Genomic DNA, 24,087 nt, shown 5'->3' on the forward strand with positions numbered 1-24,087 from the left:
GAAGCGCGCGCCAGTAGCGGAGCTTGCTTCAGAGGGTAGTTAATTGAACGATATGGCAAAGAATCTGATCCTGTGGTTGATCATCGCTGCTGTCCTTGTGACCGTGATGAACAACTTCTCCAGCCCTAACGAGCCGCAGACCCTCAACTATTCCGACTTCATCCAGCAGGTCAAGGATGGCAAGGTCGAGCGCGTAGCCGTCGACGGCTATGTCATTACCGGCAAGCGCACCGATGGCGATAGCTTCAAGACCATTCGTCCGGCGATCCAGGACAACGGCCTGATCGGCGACCTGGTGGACAATCATGTCGTGGTCGAAGGCAAGCAGCCTGAGCAGCAAAGCATCTGGACCCAGCTCCTGGTCGCCAGCTTCCCGATCCTGGTGATCATCGCGGTGTTCATGTTCTTCATGCGCCAGATGCAGGGCGGCGCGGGCGGCAAGGGCGGACCGATGAGCTTCGGTAAAAGCAAGGCCCGGCTGCTTTCTGAAGACCAGGTAAAAACTACCCTGGCCGACGTCGCGGGTTGCGATGAAGCCAAGGAAGAAGTCGGTGAACTGGTCGAATTCCTGCGCGATCCGGGCAAGTTCCAGCGCCTGGGTGGCCGCATTCCTCGCGGCGTGTTGATGGTAGGCCCGCCGGGTACCGGTAAAACCTTGTTGGCCAAGGCGATTGCCGGCGAAGCGAAGGTACCGTTCTTCACGATTTCCGGTTCCGACTTCGTTGAAATGTTCGTCGGCGTGGGTGCCAGCCGTGTTCGTGACATGTTCGAACAGGCCAAGAAGCACGCGCCATGCATCATCTTCATCGACGAGATTGACGCCGTTGGTCGCCATCGTGGCGCGGGCATGGGTGGCGGTCACGACGAGCGCGAACAGACCCTCAACCAGTTGCTGGTCGAGATGGACGGTTTCGAAATGAATGACGGCATCATTGTGATCGCCGCCACCAACCGTCCGGACGTGCTCGACCCTGCCCTGTTGCGTCCTGGTCGTTTCGACCGCCAGGTTGTGGTTGGGCTCCCGGATATTCGTGGTCGTGAGCAGATCCTCAAGGTCCACATGCGCAAAGTGCCAATGGGTGACGACGTCGCTCCGGCCGTGATTGCCCGTGGTACGCCGGGTTTTTCCGGCGCCGACCTGGCAAACCTGGTCAACGAAGCGTCGCTGTTCGCCGCTCGTACCGGCAAGCGCGTCGTGGAAATGAAGGAATTCGAACTGGCCAAGGACAAGATCATGATGGGCGCGGAGCGCAAATCCATGGTCATGTCGGAGAAAGAAAAGCAGAACACGGCGTACCACGAGGCGGGTCATGCGATCGTCGGTCGCGTAGTGCCTGAGCATGATCCTGTCTACAAAGTCTCGATCATCCCGCGTGGTCGTGCCTTGGGTGTGACCATGTTCCTGCCGGAAGAGGATCGCTACAGCCTGTCCAAGCGTGCGTTGATCAGCCAGATCTGCTCGCTGTACGGCGGCCGTATTGCCGAAGAAATGACGCTGGGCTTCGACGGTGTAACCACCGGCGCATCCAACGACATCATGCGTGCCAGCCAGATTGCCCGGAACATGGTCACCAAGTGGGGCCTGTCCGAGAAGCTGGGTCCGCTGATGTACGCCGAAGAAGAGGGAGAGGTGTTCCTGGGTCGTGGCGGTGGTGGTCAGCATGCCAGTTTCTCTGGTGAGACGGCCAAGCTGATCGACTCTGAAGTGCGCAGCATCATCGACCAATGCTACGGCACTGCTCGGCAGATCCTCACGGACAACCGTGACAAGCTCGATGCCATGGCCGATGCCTTGATGAAGTACGAAACCATTGATGCCGAGCAGATCGACGACATCATGGCGGGCCGTGTGCCTCGCGAACCTCGCGACTGGTCTGGTGGCACCGGTACCTCGGGTACGCCTCCGGCAGTACAGGGCGAGCGCCCCGAAACACCGATCGGCGGTCCGGCTGCTGACGTTTAAGGCTTGAAATGACTTCTGTTCAGTCCTCAACCCGGTTGCCTTGCGGCAACCGGGTTCTTGATTTGGCCCATACGCATGTCATGGGCATTCTCAATGTCACTCCCGATTCTTTTTCCGATGGCGGTCGGTTCAGCCAGCTCGATGCTGCGCTGCGACATGCCGAAGCGATGGTGGCGGCCGGTGCGACGCTGATCGATGTGGGTGGCGAATCGACCCGTCCGGGCGCGCGAGCGGTCTCGCCTACCGAAGAGCTGGAACGAGTCGCGCCGATTGTCGAGCGCATACACCGCGAACTTGATGTCATTATCTCAGTCGATACGTCCACGCCGGCGGTCATGCGTGAGACTGCGCGACTGGGCGCCGGCTTGATCAACGATGTGCGATCCTTGCAGCGCGACGGTGCCCTGGATGCCGCGGCGGCCACTGGGTTGCCGGTTTGCCTGATGCATATGCTCGGCGAGCCCGGCACCATGCAGAACGAGCCGCGCTATCAAGATGTGACCAGGGAAGTCGGTGAGTTTCTGGCGGGGCGTTTAAATCAGTGCGTGGCCGCAGGTATTCCCGTCGAACGGATTATTCTTGATCCCGGGTTTGGCTTCGCCAAGACGCTGGCTCACAATCTGAGCCTGTTCAAGCACATGGACGCCTTGCACGCCCTGGGACGGCCCCTGTTGGTCGGGGTTTCGCGAAAGAGCATGATAGGCAATGCCTTGGGTCGTCCGGTGGGAGAGCGCCTGTATGGTGGTCTTGCCCTCGCTGCCTTGGCCATCGCAAAAGGTGCGCGCATATTGCGGGTACATGATGTGGCCGAAACAATGGATGTTGTGCGGATGATCGCAGCAGTGGATTCAGCCGAATAAGAATGATGGAGCACTTATGAGCAAGAAATATTTTGGTACCGACGGTATTCGTGGTCGGGTCGGTACATACCCCATTACCCCTGATTTCATGCTCAAGCTCGGCTGGGCGGCCGGGATGGCGTTCCGCAAGATGGGCGCCTGCAAGGTGCTGGTTGGCAAGGACACGCGGATTTCCGGTTATATGTTCGAGTCGGCTCTGGAGGCTGGCCTGACTTCGGCGGGGGCCGATGTGATGCTGCTGGGGCCGATGCCGACGCCTGCCATCGCGTACCTGACGCGTACGTTCCAGGCGCAGGCGGGTATCGTGATCAGTGCCTCGCACAACCCTCATGATGACAACGGCATCAAGTTCTTCTCCGGCCAGGGCACCAAGCTGCCGGATGAAATCGAGCTGATGATCGAAGAGCTGCTGGATGCGCCGATGACGGTGGTTGAGTCGAGCAAGATCGGTAAAGTGTCGCGGATCAACGATGCGTCGGGTCGCTACATCGAGTTCTGCAAAGGCAGCGTGCCGACGGGTACCAGTTTTTCGGGCCTGAAAATCGTCGTCGATTGTGCTCATGGTGCAACCTATAAAGTCGCGCCGAGCGTATTTCGCGAGTTGGGAGCCGAAGTGGTCGTGCTCTCCGCCCAGCCGAACGGGCTGAACATCAACCACAACTGTGGTTCCACCCATACCGAGGCGTTGCAGGCTGCGGTGCTGGCGGAACAGGCTGACCTGGGGATCGCTTTCGATGGTGACGGTGATCGGGTCCTGATGGTCGATCACACCGGTACCGTCGTCGATGGTGATGAGTTGCTGTTCATCATCGCTCGTGATCTGCGTGCTCGCGGCAAGCTGCAGGGTGGCGTGGTCGGTACGTTAATGAGCAATCTCGGCCTCGAGCTGGCCCTGGCTGACCTGGACATCCCGTTTGTGCGGGCCAATGTGGGCGACCGCTATGTGATCTCGGAGCTGCTGGAGCGCAATTGGGTGATCGGTGGCGAAAACTCGGGTCATATCGTGTGCTTCGACCATACCACCACCGGTGATGCAATTATCGCCGCCCTGCAAGTGTTGATGGCGCTCAAGGCGCGCAATGAAGGGCTTGCCCAGTCTCGCCAAGCATTGCGCAAATGCCCGCAGGTGTTGATCAATGTGCGTTTCGGTGGCGGTGCGAATCCTATCGAGCATGCGACGGTCCAGCAGGCCAGCGAGCGTGTGACACAGGCAATGGCGGGGCGAGGGCGCGTGCTATTGCGCAAGTCCGGCACTGAGCCTTTGGTGCGCGTCATGGTCGAAGGCGAGGATGAAGCGCAAGTTCGCGGTTATGCCGAAGAGCTGGCAAAACTGGTTACTGAAGTTTCTGCCTGAATTCGGCTTGCCAGTCATGAATCGGTTGGGTAACATCTGCGCCCACTTTGACCGACGAGGTACAGCATGCGTCGCCCTATGGTAGCTGGTAACTGGAAGATGCACGGTACCCGCGCCAGCGTCGCTGAGCTGATCAAGGGCCTTCGTCACCTGGCCTTGTCAAGCGGTGTTGATGTCGCGGTATTCCCGCCTTGCTTGTATATCAATCAAGTGGTTGATGGCTTGAAGGGCAAGTCGATTTCGGTCGGCGCGCAGAACTCTGCGGTGGAGTCCATGCAAGGTGCGTTGACCGGTGAGATTGCGCCGAGTCAGTTGGTGGATGCAGGTTGTTCCCTTGTCCTGGTTGGGCATTCCGAACGTCGCCTGATCATGGGTGAGCAGGACAAGGCGCTGATTCGCAAATTTGCTGCGGCTCAGGCCTGTGGTCTGATTCCGGTGCTGTGTGTAGGGGAAACCCAAGAGCAGCGCGAGGCTGGAAAGACCCTTGAAGTTGTCGGGCGTCAGCTCGGCAGCATCATCGAAGACTTGGGTGTCGGTGCTTTTGCAAAGGCAGTCATTGCTTACGAGCCGGTCTGGGCCATTGGCACCGGGCTGACTGCTTCGCCGCAACAAGCGCAGGATGTGCACGCCGCCATCCGCGCGCAGTTGGCGGCAGAGAATTCTGAAGTGGCACGAGGTGTGCGGCTTCTATACGGCGGCAGCGTGAAGGCGGCCAATGCGGTCGAACTGTTCGGCATGCCGGATATCGATGGGGGGCTCATTGGTGGAGCGTCCCTGAATGCAGATGAGTTCGGTGCGATCTGTCGCGCCGCGGGAAACTGAAAAAATGCTGGAAACAGTCGTAGTCGTTTTTCATCTGCTGGGCGCACTGGGTGTAGTTGCTCTCGTATTGCTGCAGCAGGGTAAAGGTGCGGATGCTGGTGCGTCTTTCGGTGCAGGTGCTTCAAATACTGTATTCGGAAGCCAAGGTTCCTCTACCTTTCTTAGTAAGTTTACTGCTATACTCGCCGCCGGTTTCTTCATAACCAGCTTGGGGTTAGGTTACTTTGCTAAAGAGAAAGCTCAAGAGCTGACTCAAGTAGGTTTGCCAAACCCAGCGGTGTTGGAAGCGCCAAAGCAACAACCGGCTTCTGATGATGTCCCGGTGCTTCAAGAGCAAAAGTCGGCCAATCCGGCGACTGACGTGCCTCCAGCTCAAGAGCAGAAGTAAGAAGGTTTCAAACGCTGTATTGCCGAGGTGGTGGAATTGGTAGACACGCAACCTTGAGGTGGTTGTGCCCATAGGGTGTAGGGGTTCGAGTCCCCTTCTCGGTACCAATTATCAGGAGAGCCCGCGATTGCGGGCTTTCTTGTAGGTGGAAGGGTTACATTGACCCTGTAAAGGATCGGTCGTATACTTCCGCCCCAGCTTTGTCGCGGGATGGAGCAGTCTGGTAGCTCGTCGGGCTCATAACCCGAAGGTCGTCGGTTCAAATCCGGCTCCCGCAACCAGTTTCAGGGGCCCCTTCCAAGGGGCTTTTTGTTAGCTGGACACTTTATAACGCCGCTGTTCGACGGCGTTTCAGGGATGGGCGATTCGCCCATTTTTTTTTATTTGCACAGCATGCACAAACATGCACGAGGGGGTTCAGGTGTCGAGCAAGCTAGAACAGTTGCAGGCCTTGTTGGCCCCGGTGGTCGTGGCCCTTGGCTATGAATGCTGGGGTATTGAGTTTTCGGCTCAAGGTCGCCACTCACTGTTGCGCGTTTATATCGATAAGGAAGGCGGCGTGTTGGTGGATGATTGCGCCATCGTCAGCCGTCAGATCAGCGGTGTACTGGATGTCGAAGATCCAATCACCTCCGAATACACCCTTGAAGTTTCCTCGCCTGGCATGGAACGCCCTCTGTTCACCCTTGAACAGTTCGCTTCGTTTGCCGGTGAACAAGTGAAAATCAAGCTGCGCTCGCCCTTCGAAGGCCGACGCAACTTTCAAGGCCTTCTGCGCGGTGTAGAAGAGCAGGACGTCGTGGTGCAGGTAGAAGACCATGAGTTCCTGTTGCCGATCGATATGATCGACAAGGCCAACATTATTCCCAGTTTTGACTGATACGTGCCAGATACTGCGGATCCCGCGGATCCAATGGCTTGCGAAAGGCGAGGCGTACGATGAGCAAAGAAGTACTGCTGGTTGTTGAGTCGGTATCCAATGAAAAGGGCGTACCGGCTAACGTTATTTTTGAAGCGCTGGAGTTGGCCCTGGCCACTGCCACTAAAAAGCGGTTTGAAGACGAAGTTGATTTGCGTGTGGAAATTAATCGCCACACCGGTGCCTATGAGACTTTCCGTCGCTGGACGGTGGTCGAGGAAGCCGACCTGGACGATCCGGCTATCGAAACCTGGCCGAGCAAGGTTGCAGAAACGCATCCTGGCGCCCAGGTCGGTGATGTAGTCGAAGAAAAGATCGAGTCCATCGAGTTCGGTCGCATCGCTGCACAGACTGCCAAGCAGGTCATTGTGCAAAAAGTTCGCGAAGCCGAGCGTGCACAAGTCGTTGACGCCTATCGCGAGCGCCTGGGGGAAATCATCTCCGGCACCGTGAAAAAAGTTACCCGCGACAACGTGATCGTCGACCTGGGCAACAACGCCGAAGCGTTGCTGGCCCGTGAAGACATCATTTCTCGCGAAACTTTCCGGGTTGGCGTGCGCCTGCGCGCGCTGCTCAAGGAAATCCGCACCGAGAACCGCGGCCCGCAGCTGATCCTGTCGCGTACTGCGCCGGAAATGCTGATCGAGTTGTTCCGCATCGAAGTGCCGGAAATTGCTGAAGGCCTGATCGAAGTAATGGCTGCCTCCCGTGATCCGGGTTCGCGTGCCAAGATCGCGGTCCGCTCCAAGGACAAACGCATCGACCCGCAAGGTGCCTGTATCGGCATGCGTGGTTCGCGTGTCCAGGCCGTATCCGGCGAGTTGGGCGGCGAGCGCGTGGACATCGTCCTGTGGGACGACAACCCGGCTCAGTTCGTGATCAATGCCATGTCGCCTGCTGAAGTGGCGGCAATTATCGTTGACGAAGATGCCCATGCCATGGACATCGCCGTTGGCGCAGACAATCTCGCTCAGGCCATCGGTCGCGGTGGTCAGAACGTGCGTCTGGCCAGCCAGTTGACCGGCTGGACCCTGAACGTGATGACCGAATCGGACATCCAGGCTAAGCAGCAAGCTGAAACCGGCGACATCCTGCGCAACTTCATCGACGAGCTTGAAGTCGATGAAGAGCTGGCACAGGTGCTGGTGGATGAAGGCTTTACCAGCCTGGAAGAGATTGCCTACGTACCGGTGGAAGAGATGCTCAACATCGACGGCTTTGACGAGGAAATCGTCAACGAGCTTCGCGCTCGGGCCAAGGATCGTTTGTTGACCAAAGCTATCGCTACTGAGGAAAAGCTGGCAGACGCCCATCCGGCCGAAGACCTGCTCTCGCTTGAGGGCATGGACAAGGATTTGGCGATGGAACTGGCGGTGCGCGGCGTAATTACCCGCGAAGACCTGGCCGAGCAGTCTATTGACGATCTGCTCGACATCGACGGCATTGACGATGATCGTGCCGGCAAGTTGATCATGGCCGCCCGAGCCCACTGGTTCGAGTAATTAGGCGCGGCCTGAGGAGAGAAGTGCATGACGCAAGTCACGGTGAAACAACTGGCCGATGAGGTCAAAACACCGGTAGAGCGCCTGTTGCAGCAGATGCGTGAGGCAGGTCTGCCGCACACCGCCGCCGAGGAACATGTGACCGACAGTGAGAAGCAGTCCCTGCTGACTCACTTGAAGAGCAGTCACAAGGCGAAAGTGGAAGAACCGCGCAAGATCACTCTGCAGCGTAAAACCACCAGCACCCTGCGTGTTGCCGGTAGCAAAAGCATCAGCGTTGAAGTACGCAAGAAAAAAGTCTTCGTACAGCGCAGCCCGGAAGAAATCGAAGCCGAGCGCAAACGCGAACTGGAAGAACGTCGCGCAGTAGAAAATGCTGCTCGTCAAAAGGCTGAAGAAGAAGCCAAGCGTCGCGCCGAAGAAGAAGCGCGTCGCCAGCCTGCTGCTGCGCAGTCCGCTCCGGCCGAAGCCGTTGCGGCGCCGGCTGCAGTTGCCGAGCCTGTGCGTGAAAGCGCGCCGGTCGTGGCGCCAGCGCCAGCACCAGCGGCTGATGCTCGCAAGCGCGATGAACAGCGTCGTCCGGACAAACCGCGTGCCGACGACAACCGTCGTGGCAGCGGCGATGGCGAGCGCAAAAACGCTCCTCATCGTGCCTCGGTCAAGGAAAAGGCGCCGGCACCACGCGTCGCGCCACGTACCACCGACGAAGAAAGCGATAGCTTCCGTCGCGGCGGTCGCGGCAAGGCCAAGCTGAAGAAACGCAACGCCCACGGTTTCCAGAGCCCGACCGGCCCTGTCGTGCGTGAAGTGAAGATCGGCGAGACCATCACTGTGGGCGATCTGGCCCAGCAGATGTCGGTCAAGGCTGCTGAAATCATCAAGTTCATGTTCAAGCTGGGTACGCCGGCCACCATCAACCAGGTACTGGATCAGGAAACTGCCCAACTGGTTGCTGAAGAGCTGGGCCACAAAGTGACCCTGGTCAGCGACACGGCCCTGGAAGATTCCCTGGCCGAGTCCCTGAAGTTTGAAGGTGAGGCGGTTTCCCGTGCGCCGGTCGTGACCGTAATGGGCCACGTTGACCACGGTAAAACCTCCCTGCTCGACTATATCCGTCGTGCGAAGGTTGCGGCAGGCGAGGCTGGCGGTATTACCCAGCACATCGGCGCCTACCATGTTGAAACCGAACGCGGCATGGTCACCTTCCTCGACACCCCTGGCCACGCCGCGTTTACCGCAATGCGTGCCCGTGGTGCCAAGGCGACCGACATCGTGATCCTGGTGGTTGCAGCGGACGACGGCGTAATGCCGCAGACCGTTGAAGCCGTTCAGCACGCCAAGGCTGCCGGTGTTCCGCTGGTTGTTGCAGTGAACAAAATCGACAAGCCCGGCGCCGATCTCGATCGTATCCGCAGCGAACTGTCGGTTCACGGCGTGACTTCGGAAGAGTGGGGCGGCGACACCCCGTTCGTATCGGTTTCGGCGAAAGTCGGTACCGGCGTGGACGAGTTGCTCGAAGCTGTTCTGCTGCAAGCTGAAGTTCTCGAGCTGAAAGCGACACCATCGGCTCCTGGTCGTGGCGTCGTGGTTGAATCGCGTCTCGACAAAGGTCGTGGCCCGGTTGCTACCGTTCTGGTTCAAGACGGTACCTTGCGTCAAGGCGACATGGTGCTGGTCGGTTCGAACTATGGCCGCGTTCGCGCCATGCTGGACGAGAACGGCAAGCCAATCAAAGAAGCCGGTCCTTCCATCCCTGTCGAGATCCTCGGCCTGGACGGCACTCCGGATGCTGGCGACGAGATGAGCGTTGTGGCTGACGAGAAGAAAGCCCGTGAAGTGGCTCTGTTCCGTCAAGGCAAGTTCCGCGAAGTCAAACTGGCTCGCGCTCACGCCGGCAAGCTGGAAAACATCTTCGAGAACATGGGTCAGGAAGAGAAGAAGACGCTCAACATCGTCCTCAAATCCGACGTCCGTGGTTCGTTGGAAGCGTTGAACGGCGCCTTGAACGGCCTGGGTAACGACGAAGTGCAAGTGCGTGTGGTCGGTGGCGGTGTCGGTGGTATCACCGAGTCCGACGCCAACCTGGCACTGGCCTCCAACGCTGTACTGTTCGGCTTCAACGTGCGTGCCGATGCTGGCGCTCGCAAGATCGTCGAGCAGGAAGGCCTGGATATGCGTTACTACAACGTGATCTACGACATCATCGAAGACGTCAAGAAAGCCCTGACCGGTATGCTGGGCAGCGATGTTCGCGAGAACATCCTGGGTACCGCCGAGGTGCGTGACGTGTTCCGTTCGCCGAAGTTTGGCGCGATCGCCGGTTGCATGGTGATCGAAGGTGTCGTTCACCGTAACCGTCCAATCCGTGTACTGCGTGAAGACATCGTTATCTTCGAAGGCGAGCTGGAATCCCTGCGCCGCTTCAAGGATGACGCTTCGGAAGTACGTGCCGGCATGGAATGCGGTATTGGCGTCAAGAGCTACAACGACGTCAAGGTCGGCGACAAGATCGAAGTCTTCGAGAAGGTCCAGGTTGCTCGCAGCCTCTGACTCGCGCACTTCAAGAGCCACACCGGGCAGCCGCATGAACATGCGCTGCCTCGCGGGTGGACTCTAAACGCAACGCCCGGTCTGGCTTTTGTCAGGCCGGGCGTTTGCCGCTTTCAGACCTCACGGGTTTGACCGTGGGGCAGTAACAGGTAACAAGACATGGCAAAAGAATACAGCCGTACCCAACGAATCGGTGATCAGATGCAGCGCGAGCTGGCCCAACTGATCCGCCGCGAAGTCAAAGACCCGCGCGTCGGCCTGGTCACCATTACCGCAGTGGAAGTCAGCCGTGACGTCGGTCATGCGAAGATTTTCATCACCGTGATGGGCCAGGACAGCGCCGAAGAAATCGCCCAAAGCATCAAGGTGCTCAACTCCGCTGCCGGGTTCCTGCGCATGCAGTTGGCCCGGGAAATGAAGTTGCGCAGCGTCCCACAGTTGCACTTCCACTACGACGAAAGCGTCGTGCGGGGTGCGCACCTGTCGGCGTTGATCGAGCGTGCCGTTGCTGAAGACAGTCAGCACCCGGTTGCTGCTGAACCTGAAGACGCCAAGGAGTAATCGGTGGCTCAGGTCAAACGTATCCGCCGTAACGTCAGCGGCATCATCCTGCTCGACAAGCCGTTGGGGTTCACCTCCAACGCGGCGTTGCAGAAGGTTCGCTGGCTGCTCAATGCTGAAAAGGCCGGCCACACGGGTAGCCTCGATCCGTTGGCCACCGGCGTATTGCCGTTGTGCTTCGGCGAAGCGACCAAGTTCTCTCAATACCTGCTCGATTCCGACAAGGGTTATGAAACCCTGGCGCAACTGGGCAAGACCACCACCACGGCGGACGCCGAAGGTGAGGTTCTGCTGGAGCGTCCAGTGACCGTTGGTCAGGCGGATGTCGAGGCCGTATTGCCGCATTTTCGGGGGAAAATCAGCCAGATACCGCCGATGTACTCCGCCCTCAAGCGTGATGGCCAGCCGTTGTACAAGCTGGCCCGTGCAGGCGAAGTAGTGGAGCGTGAACCGCGTTCTGTTACTATTGCGCGCTTGGAATTGCTGGCCTTTGACGGTAATACTGCACGGCTCGCCGTGGATTGCAGCAAAGGCACCTATATCCGCACCCTGGTGGAGGATATCGGTGAGCAACTCGGCTGTGGCGCGTACGTGGCTGAATTGCGACGGACCCAGGCCGGGCCTTTCACGTTGGCCCAGACGGTCACGCTGGAAGAGCTCGAAGCGGTACATGCCGAAGGCGGCAACGAAGCGGTCGACCGTTTCCTGATGCCATCGGACAGCGGGTTGCTGGATTGGCCGCTGTTGCAGTTCTCGGAACACAGCGCGTTCTACTGGCTCAACGGCCAGCCGGTACGCGCCCCGGATGCGCCGAAGTTCGGCATGGTACGGGTACAGGATCACAATGGTCGCTTCATCGGTATCGGTGAAGTGAGCGAAGACGGGCGGATCGCGCCGCGTCGACTGATTCGGTCAGAATGACCGGAACCGGCCTGTGTAATAGCGGGCTGGCGAGTGTGGCTGTTAACAGGCACGGTCACTACTCATTTATAGATACAGGGATTTGTCCCTGGCCTGTTGAAACCGCCCCTGGGTGGTTTCCTGATAAAAGGATTGCCTCATGGCTCTCGACGTTCAAGAAAAAGCACAAATCGTAGCTGACTACCAGCAAGCTGTTGGTGACACTGGTTCGCCAGAAGTGCAAGTTGCACTGCTGACCCACAACATCAACAAGTTGCAAGGTCACTTCAAGGCCAACGGTAAAGATCACCACTCCCGTCGTGGTCTGATCCGCATGGTAAACCAGCGCCGTAAGCTGCTGGACTACCTGAAAGGCAAGGATCTGGGTCGCTATCAGGCTCTGATCGGTCGCCTGGGTCTGCGTCGCTAATCAGCGATTGCGCTAGAGGTTGGTTGTTTGCCGTGTGCCGGTGGGATTCCCGCTGGCCATGGCAGGCTTCCAGCCTCAAGTTTTATCTGGATACACGTTTTACCCTGGACGAGGGTTGGGCCGACTCCCGACATTGCCCAAGAATTTCGCAAGAAAACAAGTTCCCCAAGAGCCACAAAGAAGGTAGGACACCGTGAACCCGGTAATCAAAAAATTCCAATTCGGTCAGTCGACCGTTACCCTCGAGACTGGCCGTATCGCCCGTCAGGCCTCCGGCGCAGTGCTGGTCACCGTTGACGACGACGTCAGCGTATTGGTGACCGTTGTCGGTGCCAAGCAAGCCGATCCAGGCAAGGGCTTCTTCCCTCTGTCTGTTCACTACCAGGAAAAGACTTACGCTGCCGGTAAGATCCCTGGCGGTTTCTTCAAGCGCGAAGGCCGTCCTTCCGAGAAAGAAACCCTGACTTCCCGACTGATCGACCGTCCGATCCGTCCGCTGTTCCCAGAAGGCTTCATGAACGAAGTGCAGGTTGTCTGCACCGTCGTCTCCACCAGCAAGAAAACCGATCCGGACATCGCTGCGATGATCGGTACCTCGGCTGCGCTGGCCATCTCCGGCATTCCTTTCGATGGCCCGATCGGCGCCGCCCGCGTCGCGTTCCACGAAAGCACCGGCTACCTGCTGAACCCGACTTACGAACAACAGAAAGCTTCGAGCCTGGACATGGTCGTTGCCGGCACTTCGGAAGCCGTGTTGATGGTTGAATCGGAAGCCAAAGAGCTCACCGAAGACCAGATGCTGGGCGCGGTACTGTTTGCTCACGACGAGTTCCAGGTTGTGATCAACGCTGTTAAAGAACTGGCCGCCGAAGCTGCCAAGCCGACCTGGACCTGGGCTCCACAGCCAGAAGCCACGGCGCTGCTGGGCGCTATCCGTGCCGAGTTCGGCGACGCGATCTCCCAGGCTTACACCATCACCATCAAGGCCGACCGTTACGCTCGTCTGGGCGAACTGAAAGACCAGGTGGTTGCCAAGCTGTCCGGCGAAGAAGGCCAACCGACTTCCGCTGAAGTCAAAGCTGCTTTCGGCGAAATCGAATACCGCACCGTTCGCGAAAACATCGTTAACGGCAAGCCACGTATCGACGGCCGCGACACCAAGACCGTACGTCCGCTGAACATCGAAGTTGGCGTTCTGCCGAAGACCCACGGTTCGGCTCTGTTCACGCGTGGCGAAACCCAGGCCCTGGTCGTTGCCACACTGGGCACCGCCCGTGACGCGCAGCTGCTGGACACCCTGGAAGGCGAAAAGAAAGACCCGTTCATGCTGCACTACAACTTCCCTCCGTTCTCGGTGGGCGAGTGTGGTCGCATGGGTGGCGCCGGTCGCCGCGAAATCGGTCACGGCCGTCTGGCCCGTCGTTCGGTCCAGGCCATGCTGCCAGCCGCTGACGTGTTCCCGTACACCATTCGTGTGGTATCGGAAATCACCGAGTCCAACGGCTCGAGCTCCATGGCTTCGGTCTGCGGCGCTTCCCTGGCCCTGATGGACGCCGGTGTGCCGATGAAGGCCCCGGTTGCCGGTATCGCCATGGGTCTGGTGAAAGAAGGCGAGAAATTCGCCGTCCTGACCGACATCCTGGGTGACGAAGACCACCTGGGCGACATGGACTTCAAAGTGGCCGGTACCGCCAAGGGCGTGACCGCACTGCAGATGGACATCAAGATCAAGGGCATCACCGAAGAGATCATGGAAATCGCCCTGGGCCAAGCCCTGGAAGCGCGCCTGAACATCCTCGGCCAGATGAACCAGATCATTGGTCAGTCCCGTACCGAGCTGTCGGAAAATGCTCCGACCATGATCGCGATGAAAATCGACACCGACAAAATCCGTGATGTCATCGGTAAAGGTGGCGCGACCATCCGTGCAATCTGTGAAGAAACCAAGGCTTCGATCGACATCGAAGACGACGGCTCGATCAAGATCTTCGGCGAAACCAAGGAAGCGGCAGAAGCAGCACGCCAGCGCGTCCTGGGCATCACTGCCGAAGCCGAGATCGGCAAGATCTACGTCGGCAAGGTTGAGCGCATCGTCGACTTCGGCGCCTTCGTCAACATCCTGCCAGGCAAGGACGGTCTGGTGCACATCTCCATGCTGAGCGATGCTCGCGTCGAGAAAGTGACTGACATCCTCAAAGAAGGCCAGGAAGTGGAAGTGCTGGTACTGGACGTGGACAACCGCGGCCGTATCAAGCTGTCCATCAAGGACGTAGCAGCAGCCAAGGCATCGGGCGTTTAATCACCCCCTCGCTTAGCCGCTGAACAAGCAAACGCCCCGACTGGTTCGGGGCGTTTTGCTGTGTGGCAAATATCCCTGGGTCACGGGTTGCCTGGCCCCAGGGGACGATGCTAGGTTTAGCCACCGCCCGTGTAGCTCAGTCGGTAGAGCAGCGCACTCGTAACGCGAAGGTCGCAGGTTCGATTCCTGTCTCGGGCACCAGAGTTCTACGTCTACCTTTTACGCGTGATGTTGTAAGTATTCGTTCAGTGCTTGGCGAGTCAGATCGTTTAACGACACATTTTGTCGAGTAGCAGCCAAAGCTGCCGCTAAATGCAGGTCGTGGCCGATACGCACATTGAATGATCCTTTGCAGGGAATTTCTGGCTTCTGTCCGAGTTGCTGGCAGGTCTGTAGATAATCATCTATTGCTTCTCGAAAAGCCTCTTCGAGCTCAGCCACTGTTTGCCCCTCATAGCTCACCAACGCCCGAATGAATAAGAGCTTTCCGAACAGGCATTTGTCCTCGGTGCTTGCTTCAATTGAACCGACATAGCCCTTGTATTGCAGTTGGGCGCTCATGGAATCAGGCCTCCTGTTTTCAATTGCTCAATGATCTGGCGTCTTATATACGCTTTGAGCTCATTACCCGGATGGGGCTTGTGCAAGTTGATCATTGCACTTGGGTTCCCATTGTCGAATTTGACCCGACTACCCGATCCCTCCAAGTGGGAGTAACCCAGGCGACAAAGCAGGGTGACAAGCTCCGACCAAGTGAAGGTGCTTTGTCCGTTGAGTAGCTTCGCCAGGAGCTTTTCATTTTTTGACATGAATGCCTTTAATTGCGACTGAATATAGTTGCATGCGTCTGGACGGTCAATGAGCGGGCCTCAACCCACTGAGTCTGAGTGCTGAGGTAATGGAATATTTATAAGGGGTGAATCCCCTCGCATGGAAACGAGAAACTGTAACCAGGCACATACCCCATTTCCCCCATTCGATTCCGGTTGTTGCACTGGCTTGCGTCTCTGTTAGGATTCCTTGGCCCAAGAAATGAACACCTTTGTTTTCAGATGATCCCCGAATGGTTCTGAAGGCCAGATAAACCGGGCTTTTAAACGGTTTTTTGCGTCAGAGAGATCCTTGATGATCCAGATCCATCTTCCATTCCCCAGATCAGCGAGAACGCCATGACCGTTAAAGAATTGACCCAGGAAGCCAGGCACGAAGAAGCGCTGAAAAAATACGTACTGGATGCGCCCCAGTTGCTGGAAGAGATCAAGGACTTGCCCGCCGACGATCAGAAAGACCAGATCCAGTGGGCGTTCGAGGACGAGGCCGAGGCCCAGGGGCTGCAGCCTTGGGAACTGACGCTCAAGTACACCAGCACGCCTGAAGAATTCGAGGAGCAGCGCCTGGCGTTGCACAAGGAAGCGGCCGAGGTGTTGGGTGTGGAGTGGGATGAGTACTGCGAGATGAATAATCTGGTGGTCTGAGAAAAACGCCAGCCTTCTTGAGGCTGGCGTTTTTTGTTGTCAGAGGCTCAACCGCATCGACAGATCCACCGCTTTCACATCCTTGGTCATCGCCCCGATCGAGATGTAGTCCACCCCGGTCTCGGCAATCGGACGCAACGTGCTTTCGTTGATCCCGCCGCTGGCCTCCAGCTTCGCCTTGCCGCCATTGAGGCGGACGGCTTCACGCATGTCGTCCAGGCTCAGTTCGTCGAGCATGATGATGTCGGCGTTGGCCGCTAGCGCTTCTTTCAACTCCTCCAGGCTTTCCACTTCGATTTCCACCGGCTTGCCCGGCGCGATTTTGTGGGCGGCAGCAATGGCCTGGGCGACGCCGCCGCAGGCAGCAATGTGGTTTTCCTTGATCAGGAACGCATCGTAGAGGCCGATGCGATGGTTATGGCACCCACCGCAGGTGACGGCGTACTTCTGGGCCAGGCGCAGCCCGGGCAGGGTCTTGCGGGTGTCCAGCAGCTTGACCTGGGTATCGACGACAAAGTCGGCCAGGTAGCGCGCGCGCGTGGCAACGCCCGAGAGCATTTGCAGGAAGTTCAGCGCGCTGCGTTCGCCGGTCAGCAGTGAGCGGGCCGGACCTTCTAGGTGGAACAACGCCTGATCGGGGTTCACCCGGTCACCGTCGCGCACTTGCCAATGCACCGCGACACGTGGGTCCAGTTGCCGGAACACGGCATCGACCCAGGCGGTGCCGCTGATGGTCGCGGCTTCGCGGGTAATGATGGTGGCCTTTGCCAGGCGTTCGGCGGGGATCAGTTGCGCGGTGATGTCGCCGCTGCCGATGTCTTCGAGCAACGCACGGCGCACGTTGGCTTCGATTTCGGCGGTCAGATCGGCGAGACGTAGGTTCGGCATAACGGGCTCCACAAACAAAGTGGCCCGATTATAGGGCCAGGCCGCGAGCGAACCCAAGGCGCCGGATGCCTGCCACGGGCATTGGAACCTGCATTTGGTCGCATCCTCGCAACATTTCCTCGATTAACCGGTCACTTAATGCGAAGTATTCGAGCTGGGTCACAGAGTACTGCTGGTACGACGGGATTCTTTACCAGATAATCCGCCTTTCGATTGACGTCATAGCTTTGACGTCGCGAGCCGAAGAATGCCGTTTCAGGAGGCCAGGATGCACAACGACGGGAATGTAGTGCCTTTGCACAAGGTTTCTACCGATCAGGCGAATCCTTCGCCGCTCGCCCGCCTGCCTGTGATTCTGCTGCAGGTTCGCGACAAGGCTGCGCAGCAGTTGCGCTTTGGCTTGCAAGGGCTGTTCGATAACGCCGACGACACCCTGTTCGAAATGGCTGACCGGGCGCGCAACGATGTCGAGCAGAACCTGTTCTTCGAAGCCATGCGGGATCTGCGCCTGAAACGCAAAAGTATTGAGCGTGGTTTTATCGAGCAGTTTTTCGAGGCGTTTTTCAGTCTCGCCCAATACGACCTGACGCAAGCGACCTTGACGCCCGTCCTGGCGCCGGGGGCCCAGGCTCAGCCGACGCATGACGACCTGGAGCGCCACTTGGCGGTTGAGGCCATGGTCACCCGGGTACTCGGTCGTGATGGCGTGTCCCTCGATCAACTGACGGCCCGCCTCGGCGCGTTGCTGGACCGGCCATTGGCGAATCAGCAGAACCCCCTGAGCCCCGCGCGGCTGTGTGAGAATTTTCTACAGGCCGGGCGCAACCTGGGGGTGGGGATCAAGGTCAAGCTGATCCTGCTCAAACTCTTCGAGCGCTATGTGCTCAGCGAGTGCGACCAGCTCTATACCGAGGCCAATCAGTTGCTGGCGGCCACGGGTATCTTGCCGGACCTCAAGGTCCAGCTTTCTCGACGTGCGTCAGATCGTATCGATGAAAGCCCGACGCCCACGGTCGAGCGCGCGACCAGACCGAAGGCTGCGGAGGTCGATGACAGCGTGCAGGAGGTGTTCGCTGCGCTGCAGAAGTTGTTGCTGCAGGTCCGTGGCAGTGTGGCGCCTACGCTGGAGGCCAGCGCTGCAGCCCAGCCGATCTCGACCCGTGACCTGCTGCGGTTGCTCTCCCACCTGCAACAATACGTTCCCGCGCCCACCGTCCATGACGAGTTCGACCTGCGTAGCCAGCTCGAGCAACTGCTGACCCGGGTCAGTGTCAGGAGCGGCAAGTCCCGGGTGGTCGAAGGCGCCGACGAAGATGTCATTAATCTGATCTCGATGATGTTCGAATTCATCCTCGACGACCATAACCTGCCGGACTCCCTCAAGGCCCTGATCGGCCGCCTGCAAATCCCGATGCTCAAGGTCGCGGTGCAGGACAAGAGCTTCTTCAGCCGCGGCAATCATCCGGCCCGACGGCTGCTCAATGAGATCGCTGCGGCGGCCATGGGCTGGGGCGATTGCGACGATTATCAGCGCGACAGCCTTTATTTGCGCATCGAACAAGTGGTGCAGCGCTTGTTGAATGACTTCGTCGATGACCCGGCGATTTTCGCCGAACTGCTCGCCGACTTCCTGGCCTTCACCAGTGACGAGCGGCGCCGCAGTGAATTGCTCGAACAGCGCATTCGTGACGCTGAAGAAGGACGGGCCAAGGCCGAGCTGGCGCGCCTGCGAGTCGAAGGCGCGTTGAACCAGGTCATGTTGGGCAAGGTGTTGCCGCAAGCCGTAGTGGAGTTCGTGCAACAGGCCTGGAGCCAGGTGTTGTTGTTGACCTGTTTCAAGCACGGCAAGTATTCAGCCGAGTGGCAGGCCGATGTATCAACCCTGGAACAACTGATCTGGAGCGTCCAGCATCATGACGAACCCGACGCGGGCCTACGATTATTGGAGATCGTGCCAGAGCTGCTGAAGGCCTTGCGCGAAGGCCTGAACCGTTCGGCGTTCGACCCGTTTGCCACCAGCGAGTTTTTCAGCGAGCTGGAAGCCTTGCATGTTCGAGCCCTTGAGCAGGTAGGTCAGGCAACGGACCCGGTTCAGTCGCTCCATTCGCCGGTCATGGTCCAGGTGCGGGAAAAAATTGTCCTGCGCACCGCCCAGCATGCCCAGGCTGATAACGCCGAGGTGCGCTTGCCGGCCGATGACGTGGGCCTGATGCAGGTCGACCAATTGCGCCTGGGCAGCTGGGTTGAGTTCCAGGAGGACGATGACAACAGCCTGCGTTGCAAACTCGCGGCGATCATCGAGGCCACCGGCAAGTACATCTTCGTCAACCGCACCGGCCTGAAAGTGCAGGAGCACAGCCGCACCAGCCTGGCCCTGGAGTTTCGCCGGGGCGCGGTGCGTCTGTTGGACGATACCCTGCTGTTCGACCGGGCACTGGAGTCGGTGCTGGGCAATCTGCGTCAGCTCAATCGCGCCAAGTGATCGCGCAGCCCGGCCCGATCACGGCATACTGGCGGCATTCACGGTCGTCTTCCAAGGAACCTGTATGCAGCTGGACTCCGCGAGTGGTTGGTGCGATGGCGTGCGTCATTGCCCATCGCCCAACTTCAATGCGCGCCCCGAGGGCGAGATTTCCCTGCTGGTGATCCACAACATCAGCCTGCCGCCGGCACAGTTCGCCACGGGCAAGGTGCAGGAGTTCTTCCAGAATCGTCTGGATGTCACGGAACATCCCTATTTTGCGGGTATCGCCGATTTGCGCGTCTCTGCGCATTTTCTGATCGAGCGTGACGGCGCCGTCACCCAGTTTGTCTCCTGTCTGGATCGCGCCTGGCATGCGGGCGTCTCGTGCTTCGAGGGACGGGAAACGTGTAACGATTTTTCCATAGGCATCGAGCTTGAGGGCACCGATGATCTGCCTTTCGCCGACGCACAATATACCGCGTTGGTGGAGCTGACCCGCCAGTTGCAGGCGGCGTTCAGGGCGATCACCGTGCAGCGTATCTGTGGGCACAGCGACATCGCTCCGGGGCGCAAGACCGATCCGGGACCGGCATTCGACTGGGCACGCTATCGCGCGGCCCTGATAGAAGGGGAAGGACAATGAGTTTTCTGGTGTTGCTGCTGGCGGTCTGGATCGAGAAGTTCTCGGCCTTGCGCCAGCGGGTCCAGCGCGACGGCGGATGGTTGCGCGAACTGAACAAGCTCGAGATGAACCCTCGTTGGGTCAAGCGGCCCTGGCTGGTACTGATTGTGATGGTCCTGCTGCCTGTGGCCCTGTTGGCGTTGCTGCTGTGGGTGCTGGAGCCGGTGGCCTATGGTTTGCTGGCGTTGCCGGTGCATCTGCTGGTGGTGATTTACAGCTTGGGACGTGGGGATCTGCTGGCGAACCTGGGTCCATTTCGCGATGCGTGGCGGCGGGAAGACCTGCAAGCGGCGGCCCATGTGGCCAAGCGTGATCTGGACATTGAAGCCGATGACGGCGAGAAGTTGCTGGAGCGGGTCCAGGGACATCTGCTGTGGCAGGCCTACCAGAGTTTTTTTGCGGTGATTTTCTGGTACTTCCTGCTGGGCCCGGTCGCGGCCCTGAGCTATCGCCTGCTGGCACTGGCCGCGGAGCACAGCCAGAACCCCGGCGTGGCCGAGCGCGCTGCGCAAATGCGCCATGCTTTCGACTGGGTGCCGGTGCGGCTACTGGCGGCGAGCTTCGCCCTGGTGGGCAATTTCGTCGCGGTCAGCCGGGTCATGTTGCATGAGCTATTGAACTGGAACATCAGCGCCGCCACTCTCATCGACAAGGTCGGCCTGGTGGCCGGCGAGATTCCCGCGCCTGTGGCCGGGCCGGATGGCATCAACAGCCTGGATCGGCTTTGGGAATTGCTGCTGCGTTCGGCGGTGCTGTGGTATGCCGGGTTTGCGTTGTGGACGGTGCTGGCCTGATAGGAACAACACAACTCTCCAGGTAAACGGTGCCTCCTGTGGCGAGGGAGCTTGCTCCCGCTCGGTTGCGCAGCAACCGCAAGCCTGGGCGAGGGATTTTCCTGAAGGCACTCGGGGGCCTGCTTCGCAGGCCAGCGGGAGCAAGCTCCCTCGCCACAGGGACCGAGTCATGAGCGGGCTCGTTAACCTTAAGTTACAAATCTCCCCGCCGATTTAGGCTATACAGGAACAGCGCGCCAATAGTGGCTTTCTGCTGTCTCTGTGCGCCTGTCTATAAAAATAAGAACACTACCGGGAGACTTCCTTGTGAAGAGTTTGCTCTGGCCCGCCGTCGCGCTGATGAACCGCCTGAGCTTCGGCATGAAGTTCAGCCTGATCAGCGTGTTGTTCCTGCTACCGATGCTAGTGACCAATTTCTTTCTGGTGCGCGAGTCCTATCGAGAGTTCCAAGGCACCCAGGTGGAGCTGCAAAGCCTCGACCTGCTGGGCAGCAGCCTGACCCTGCGTCGGGACCTGGAAACCTTGAACAACCTGGTGCAAATAAACGCCAGCCTCGGTCAGTCCGGCAAGGCCGGTGACGTGGAGGCGAAGATCGGCACCTTGGAACAGCAGGTGCTTGCGCGTTTGCAGGGCATGAGCGCCATGGCCGTCGAGGCCGAGCAGGTCAGCGCCTTCGATGCCAAGCGCGACGAAATGATTGCCGCGTTCAAGGCGCAGCAGGCGGAAAGCTCCCTACTAAGCAAGAGTGCCTTGATCGGCAAGCTGCTCAATAACGCGCAGATGTTCAGCCAGATTATCGCGAGCCAGGCGGGCCTGAGCCGCGACAACCAGGGTGACATCCGTCAGCTCAGCGAGTTGATCATCGGCATGACCCCCAAGGTCACCCAGATCCTCGGCGAAGGCCGCGCACTGGGCGCTTCGTCGTTGGGGCTGGGCTTTCTCAATTCGGCCTCGAGTACCCGGTTCGACGAATTGCTGGCGCAGATCGAAAAGCTTCAGGGTGAATATGACGTGAAATTGCAGGATGCCCTGGGCTCCAGCAAGGCGGCCGGGCAAGCCCTTGCCACTCAGGCCGACGGCAGCAAGGGCAGCCTCAAGAAGGCCTCGGATCTGATCGAGGAACAGGTGGTGATGGCTGACACCCTCGATGCGCCATGGCCGGCGTTCTATGACCAGGTCAGCGGCCTGATGGAACAGACTTACCGGCTGAATGAGTCGACCCAGGGCTTCTTGGGTGTCCAGCTGCAGCAGCGCTTGGAACAGAACCGCAGCCACATGGTGCTGCAAGCCGTGGCGCTGGCCGTAGTGTTCCTGCTGATTTTTTATCTGTACGCCGGCTTCTACGCGTCGACCCGCACCACGCTCCAGCACCTGGGCCAGATGATGGACAAGGTGGCCGCCGGCGATATGACGGTCAATTTCGTGGCCCGCAGCAAGGACGAGCTGGGCGAGTTGGGTGAAGTGTTCAACGGCACCGTAAAGAAGATCCATGACCTGATCGAACAGGTCGGCCGAACGGTTGCCGAAGTCGAACGCCAGGCCGGGCAGGTGGAAACGGTCTCGGCCCAGAGTAACCAGGCTGTCGCCGGGCAGCGCAGCCAGATCGAACTGGTGGCCACGGCGATGAACCAAATGTCGGCGACGGCCCAGGAAGTCGCCCGCAGTGCCGCTGCCGCCGTCAGTAGCGCTCACAGCGTCAATGACGAAACCCTCAGCGGGCGTGGGCTGGTGGAGTCCCAGCAGGGCAGCATCGCCCGGTTGGCGAGCGAGATCGATCAGTCGGTGCAGGTGATCAATCAATTGGCAATCGACAGCCAGGCCATCAGCCGTGTGCTGGATGTGATCAAAAGCATCGCCGAGCAGACTAACTTGCTGGCCCTCAACGCCGCCATCGAAGCGGCCCGGGCCGGCGAGCAGGGGCGCGGTTTTGCGGTGGTGGCCGACGAAGTGCGGACCCTGGCCAAGCGGACCCAACAATCGACCGAAGAGATCGAGGCGATGATCACCCACCTGCACAGTGGTGTGGGCGCCGCCGTCAAGGCCATGGGCACCAGCCATGAGATGGCCAGCGGCACCGTCGGTCAGTCGGAAAAAGTCCAGCAGGCGCTGGAAAATATCCTCGGCGCCGTCGGCATGATCGTCGACCAGAACCAGCAGATCGCCGCCGCTGTGGAGCAGCAGACCGCCGTGGCCCACGACATCGACCAGAACATCGTCGAGATCAACCGTGCCGGCGAACGCACCGCCGAAGGTGCGTACCAGACCGAAAACGCCAGCCGCGAACTGTCTGCCCAGGTGGTGCAGCTCAAGCAGTTGATCAATGCGTTTCGGGTGTGATCGTTATGTCCGTCACGAATCTAATGTGGGAGCGAGCCTGCTCGCGATAGCGGTGTATCAGTCGACAAATGGGTGGTCTGACACACTGCAATCGCGAGCAAGCTCGCTCCCACAGGTTTCTTTACCAGCCGAATAATCCGCGGGCGTTGGCTGTGCTGGCCTCGGCCAGTTTGTGCGGGCTGATACCCATGATTTCGGCTAATGCATCACAGATCGCCGGTAGATGCGCCGGACTGTTGCGCTGCCCCGGAAACATCGCCGGGGCCATGTCCGGTGAGTCGGTTTCCAGCACCACCGCTTCCAGTGGCAGCTTCGCCAGCACCCTGTGCATCCGCAGGGCCTGGGGCCAGGTCGCGGCGCCGCCGAGGCCGAGCTTGAAACCGAGCTTGATGTATTCGCGGGCCTCTTCAAGGCTGCCGGCGAACGCATGGATGATCCCCGTGCGTTTCAGGCCGAAGCGCTTGAGGGTCGCGATCACGGCAGCATGGCTGCGGCGCACGTGGATCAGTGCCGGCAGTTCGAACTCCGCCGCCAGCTGCAGTTGCGCCTCGAACAGCGCTTGCTGGCGCTCACGGTCGAGGGTTTCGATGTAGTAGTCGAGACCGATTTCCCCCACTGCACACAGTTGCCGATGTCCGGCCAGGCGGGCCAGCCATTCGCGTAGTTGCGCCAGGTCTTCGGGGCAATGCTGATCGAGATACACCGGATGCAGGCCCAGGGCAGCGTGCAGGTCCGGGTCGCTTTGCACCAGATCCCAGACCCGCTGCCAGTTGTCCCGATACACCCCCAGCACCACCATCTGCCGGACGCCCAAGGCGCGACTGTCGGCCAGTAGGGCCGGACGGTCCGTGTCGAAGTCCGGGAAGTCCAAGTGGGTGTGGGTGTCGATCAACTCCATG

At 59.3% G+C, this 24,087-nt stretch carries 21 protein-coding genes and 3 tRNA genes; 20 read left to right on the forward strand and 4 right to left on the reverse strand.

Features of this window, described 5'->3' with window-relative positions; genetic code table 11:
* The first annotated feature begins 52 nt into the window (after positions 1-52).
* From ftsH to QNH97_RS03825, 15 genes are all read left to right on the forward strand, one after another.
* Positions 53-1,963: an ATP-dependent zinc metalloprotease FtsH gene (gene ftsH, locus QNH97_RS03755; protein ID WP_123342829.1), complete on the forward strand. Its 1,911-nt coding sequence runs from the start codon at positions 53-55 to the stop codon at positions 1,961-1,963.
* 8 nt (positions 1,964-1,971) lie between these two features.
* The gene (folP, locus tag QNH97_RS03760) at positions 1,972-2,823 is read left to right on the forward strand and encodes a dihydropteroate synthase (RefSeq protein ID WP_283555664.1); all 852 of its coding nucleotides are present in this window, start codon (positions 1,972-1,974) and stop codon (positions 2,821-2,823) included.
* A 16-nt stretch (positions 2,824-2,839) separates the two neighbouring features.
* The gene (glmM, locus tag QNH97_RS03765; protein WP_283555665.1) at positions 2,840-4,177 is read left to right on the forward strand and encodes a phosphoglucosamine mutase; all 1,338 of its coding nucleotides are present in this window, start codon (positions 2,840-2,842) and stop codon (positions 4,175-4,177) included.
* Positions 4,178-4,243: 66 nt separating this feature from the next.
* Positions 4,244-4,999 carry a triose-phosphate isomerase gene (tpiA, locus tag QNH97_RS03770; protein ID WP_283555666.1) on the forward strand — a complete coding sequence of 252 codons (756 nt, stop codon included), beginning with the start codon at positions 4,244-4,246 and terminating at the stop codon, positions 4,997-4,999.
* Between the two features lie 4 nt (positions 5,000-5,003).
* A complete protein-coding gene (gene secG / locus QNH97_RS03775) occupies positions 5,004-5,387 on the forward strand; it encodes a preprotein translocase subunit SecG (protein WP_135847947.1) in 384 nt (127 codons plus the stop codon).
* Positions 5,388-5,408: 21 nt separating this feature from the next.
* Positions 5,409-5,494: transfer RNA gene (locus tag QNH97_RS03780), tRNA-Leu, on the forward strand.
* A 97-nt stretch (positions 5,495-5,591) separates the two neighbouring features.
* Positions 5,592-5,668, forward strand: a tRNA-Met gene (locus QNH97_RS03785).
* A 140-nt stretch (positions 5,669-5,808) separates the two neighbouring features.
* Entirely contained in the window at positions 5,809-6,267 is a 459-nt protein-coding gene (rimP, locus tag QNH97_RS03790) for a ribosome maturation factor RimP (RefSeq protein WP_025211790.1), read from the forward strand.
* Between the two features lie 59 nt (positions 6,268-6,326).
* Complete coding sequence (nusA, locus tag QNH97_RS03795; protein ID WP_283555667.1) at positions 6,327-7,808, forward strand: transcription termination factor NusA; 1,482 nt, start codon at positions 6,327-6,329, stop codon at positions 7,806-7,808.
* Between the two features lie 27 nt (positions 7,809-7,835).
* Positions 7,836-10,358, forward strand: a complete 2,523-nt coding sequence (gene infB, locus QNH97_RS03800) for a translation initiation factor IF-2 (protein WP_283555668.1) — start codon at positions 7,836-7,838, stop codon at positions 10,356-10,358.
* Positions 10,359-10,517: 159 nt separating this feature from the next.
* On the forward strand, positions 10,518-10,919 hold the full coding sequence (gene rbfA / locus QNH97_RS03805; protein ID WP_283555669.1) for a 30S ribosome-binding factor RbfA: 402 nt from the start codon (positions 10,518-10,520) through the stop codon (positions 10,917-10,919).
* 3 nt (positions 10,920-10,922) lie between these two features.
* Entirely contained in the window at positions 10,923-11,840 is a 918-nt protein-coding gene (gene truB, locus QNH97_RS03810) for a tRNA pseudouridine(55) synthase TruB (protein ID WP_283555670.1), read from the forward strand.
* A 139-nt stretch (positions 11,841-11,979) separates the two neighbouring features.
* Positions 11,980-12,249 carry a 30S ribosomal protein S15 gene (gene rpsO / locus QNH97_RS03815; protein ID WP_003176135.1) on the forward strand — a complete coding sequence of 90 codons (270 nt, stop codon included), beginning with the start codon at positions 11,980-11,982 and terminating at the stop codon, positions 12,247-12,249.
* Positions 12,250-12,442: 193 nt separating this feature from the next.
* Complete coding sequence (gene pnp, locus QNH97_RS03820; RefSeq protein WP_283555671.1) at positions 12,443-14,548, forward strand: polyribonucleotide nucleotidyltransferase; 2,106 nt, start codon at positions 12,443-12,445, stop codon at positions 14,546-14,548.
* Positions 14,549-14,673: 125 nt separating this feature from the next.
* A tRNA-Thr gene (locus QNH97_RS03825) sits at positions 14,674-14,749 on the forward strand.
* Positions 14,750-14,767: 18 nt separating this feature from the next.
* Here the strand turns inward: QNH97_RS03825 and QNH97_RS03830 are convergent.
* Both QNH97_RS03830 and QNH97_RS03835 read right to left on the reverse strand, forming a co-directional pair.
* Positions 14,768-15,109, reverse strand: coding sequence for a type II toxin-antitoxin system HicB family antitoxin (locus tag QNH97_RS03830; protein ID WP_283555672.1), 342 nt, complete (start codon positions 15,107-15,109; stop codon positions 14,768-14,770).
* A complete protein-coding gene (locus QNH97_RS03835) occupies positions 15,106-15,357 on the reverse strand; it encodes a type II toxin-antitoxin system HicA family toxin (RefSeq protein WP_283555673.1) in 252 nt (83 codons plus the stop codon). The genes QNH97_RS03830 and QNH97_RS03835 overlap by 4 nt, the downstream gene beginning before the upstream one ends.
* A gap of 360 nt (positions 15,358-15,717) precedes the next feature.
* Here QNH97_RS03835 and QNH97_RS03840 point away from each other — a divergent pair, with 360 nt between their 5' ends.
* A complete protein-coding gene (locus QNH97_RS03840) occupies positions 15,718-16,023 on the forward strand; it encodes a DUF6388 family protein (RefSeq protein WP_283555674.1) in 306 nt (101 codons plus the stop codon).
* 39 nt (positions 16,024-16,062) lie between these two features.
* Here QNH97_RS03840 and nadC read toward each other — a convergent pair whose 3' ends face one another.
* On the reverse strand, positions 16,063-16,911 hold the full coding sequence (gene nadC / locus QNH97_RS03845; RefSeq protein ID WP_283555675.1) for a carboxylating nicotinate-nucleotide diphosphorylase: 849 nt from the start codon (positions 16,909-16,911) through the stop codon (positions 16,063-16,065).
* A gap of 268 nt (positions 16,912-17,179) precedes the next feature.
* On the opposite strand from nadC, the gene QNH97_RS03850 reads away from it, so the two are divergent.
* The 4 genes from QNH97_RS03850 (at position 17,180) to QNH97_RS29430 (ending at position 23,188) form a co-directional block, all read left to right on the forward strand.
* Positions 17,180-19,393, forward strand: coding sequence for a DUF1631 domain-containing protein (locus QNH97_RS03850; RefSeq protein ID WP_283555676.1), 2,214 nt, complete (start codon positions 17,180-17,182; stop codon positions 19,391-19,393).
* 64 nt (positions 19,394-19,457) lie between these two features.
* Entirely contained in the window at positions 19,458-20,018 is a 561-nt protein-coding gene (gene ampD / locus QNH97_RS03855; protein WP_283555677.1) for a 1,6-anhydro-N-acetylmuramyl-L-alanine amidase AmpD, read from the forward strand.
* A complete protein-coding gene (ampE, locus tag QNH97_RS03860; protein WP_283555678.1) occupies positions 20,015-20,851 on the forward strand; it encodes a regulatory signaling modulator protein AmpE in 837 nt (278 codons plus the stop codon). The genes ampD and ampE overlap by 4 nt, the downstream gene beginning before the upstream one ends.
* 1,632 nt (positions 20,852-22,483) lie before the next feature.
* A complete protein-coding gene (locus tag QNH97_RS29430) occupies positions 22,484-23,188 on the forward strand; it encodes a methyl-accepting chemotaxis protein (protein ID WP_502944528.1) in 705 nt (234 codons plus the stop codon).
* Positions 23,189-23,309: 121 nt separating this feature from the next.
* Here the strand turns inward: QNH97_RS29430 and QNH97_RS03870 are convergent, their stop codons facing one another.
* A complete protein-coding gene (locus tag QNH97_RS03870; RefSeq protein ID WP_283555680.1) occupies positions 23,310-24,086 on the reverse strand; it encodes a TatD family hydrolase in 777 nt (258 codons plus the stop codon).
* Between the last annotated feature and the right edge of the window lies 1 nt (position 24,087).

The sequence above is a fragment of the Pseudomonas sp. G2-4 genome, from assembly GCF_030064125.1.
GTDB lineage: Bacteria > Pseudomonadota > Gammaproteobacteria > Pseudomonadales > Pseudomonadaceae > Aquipseudomonas.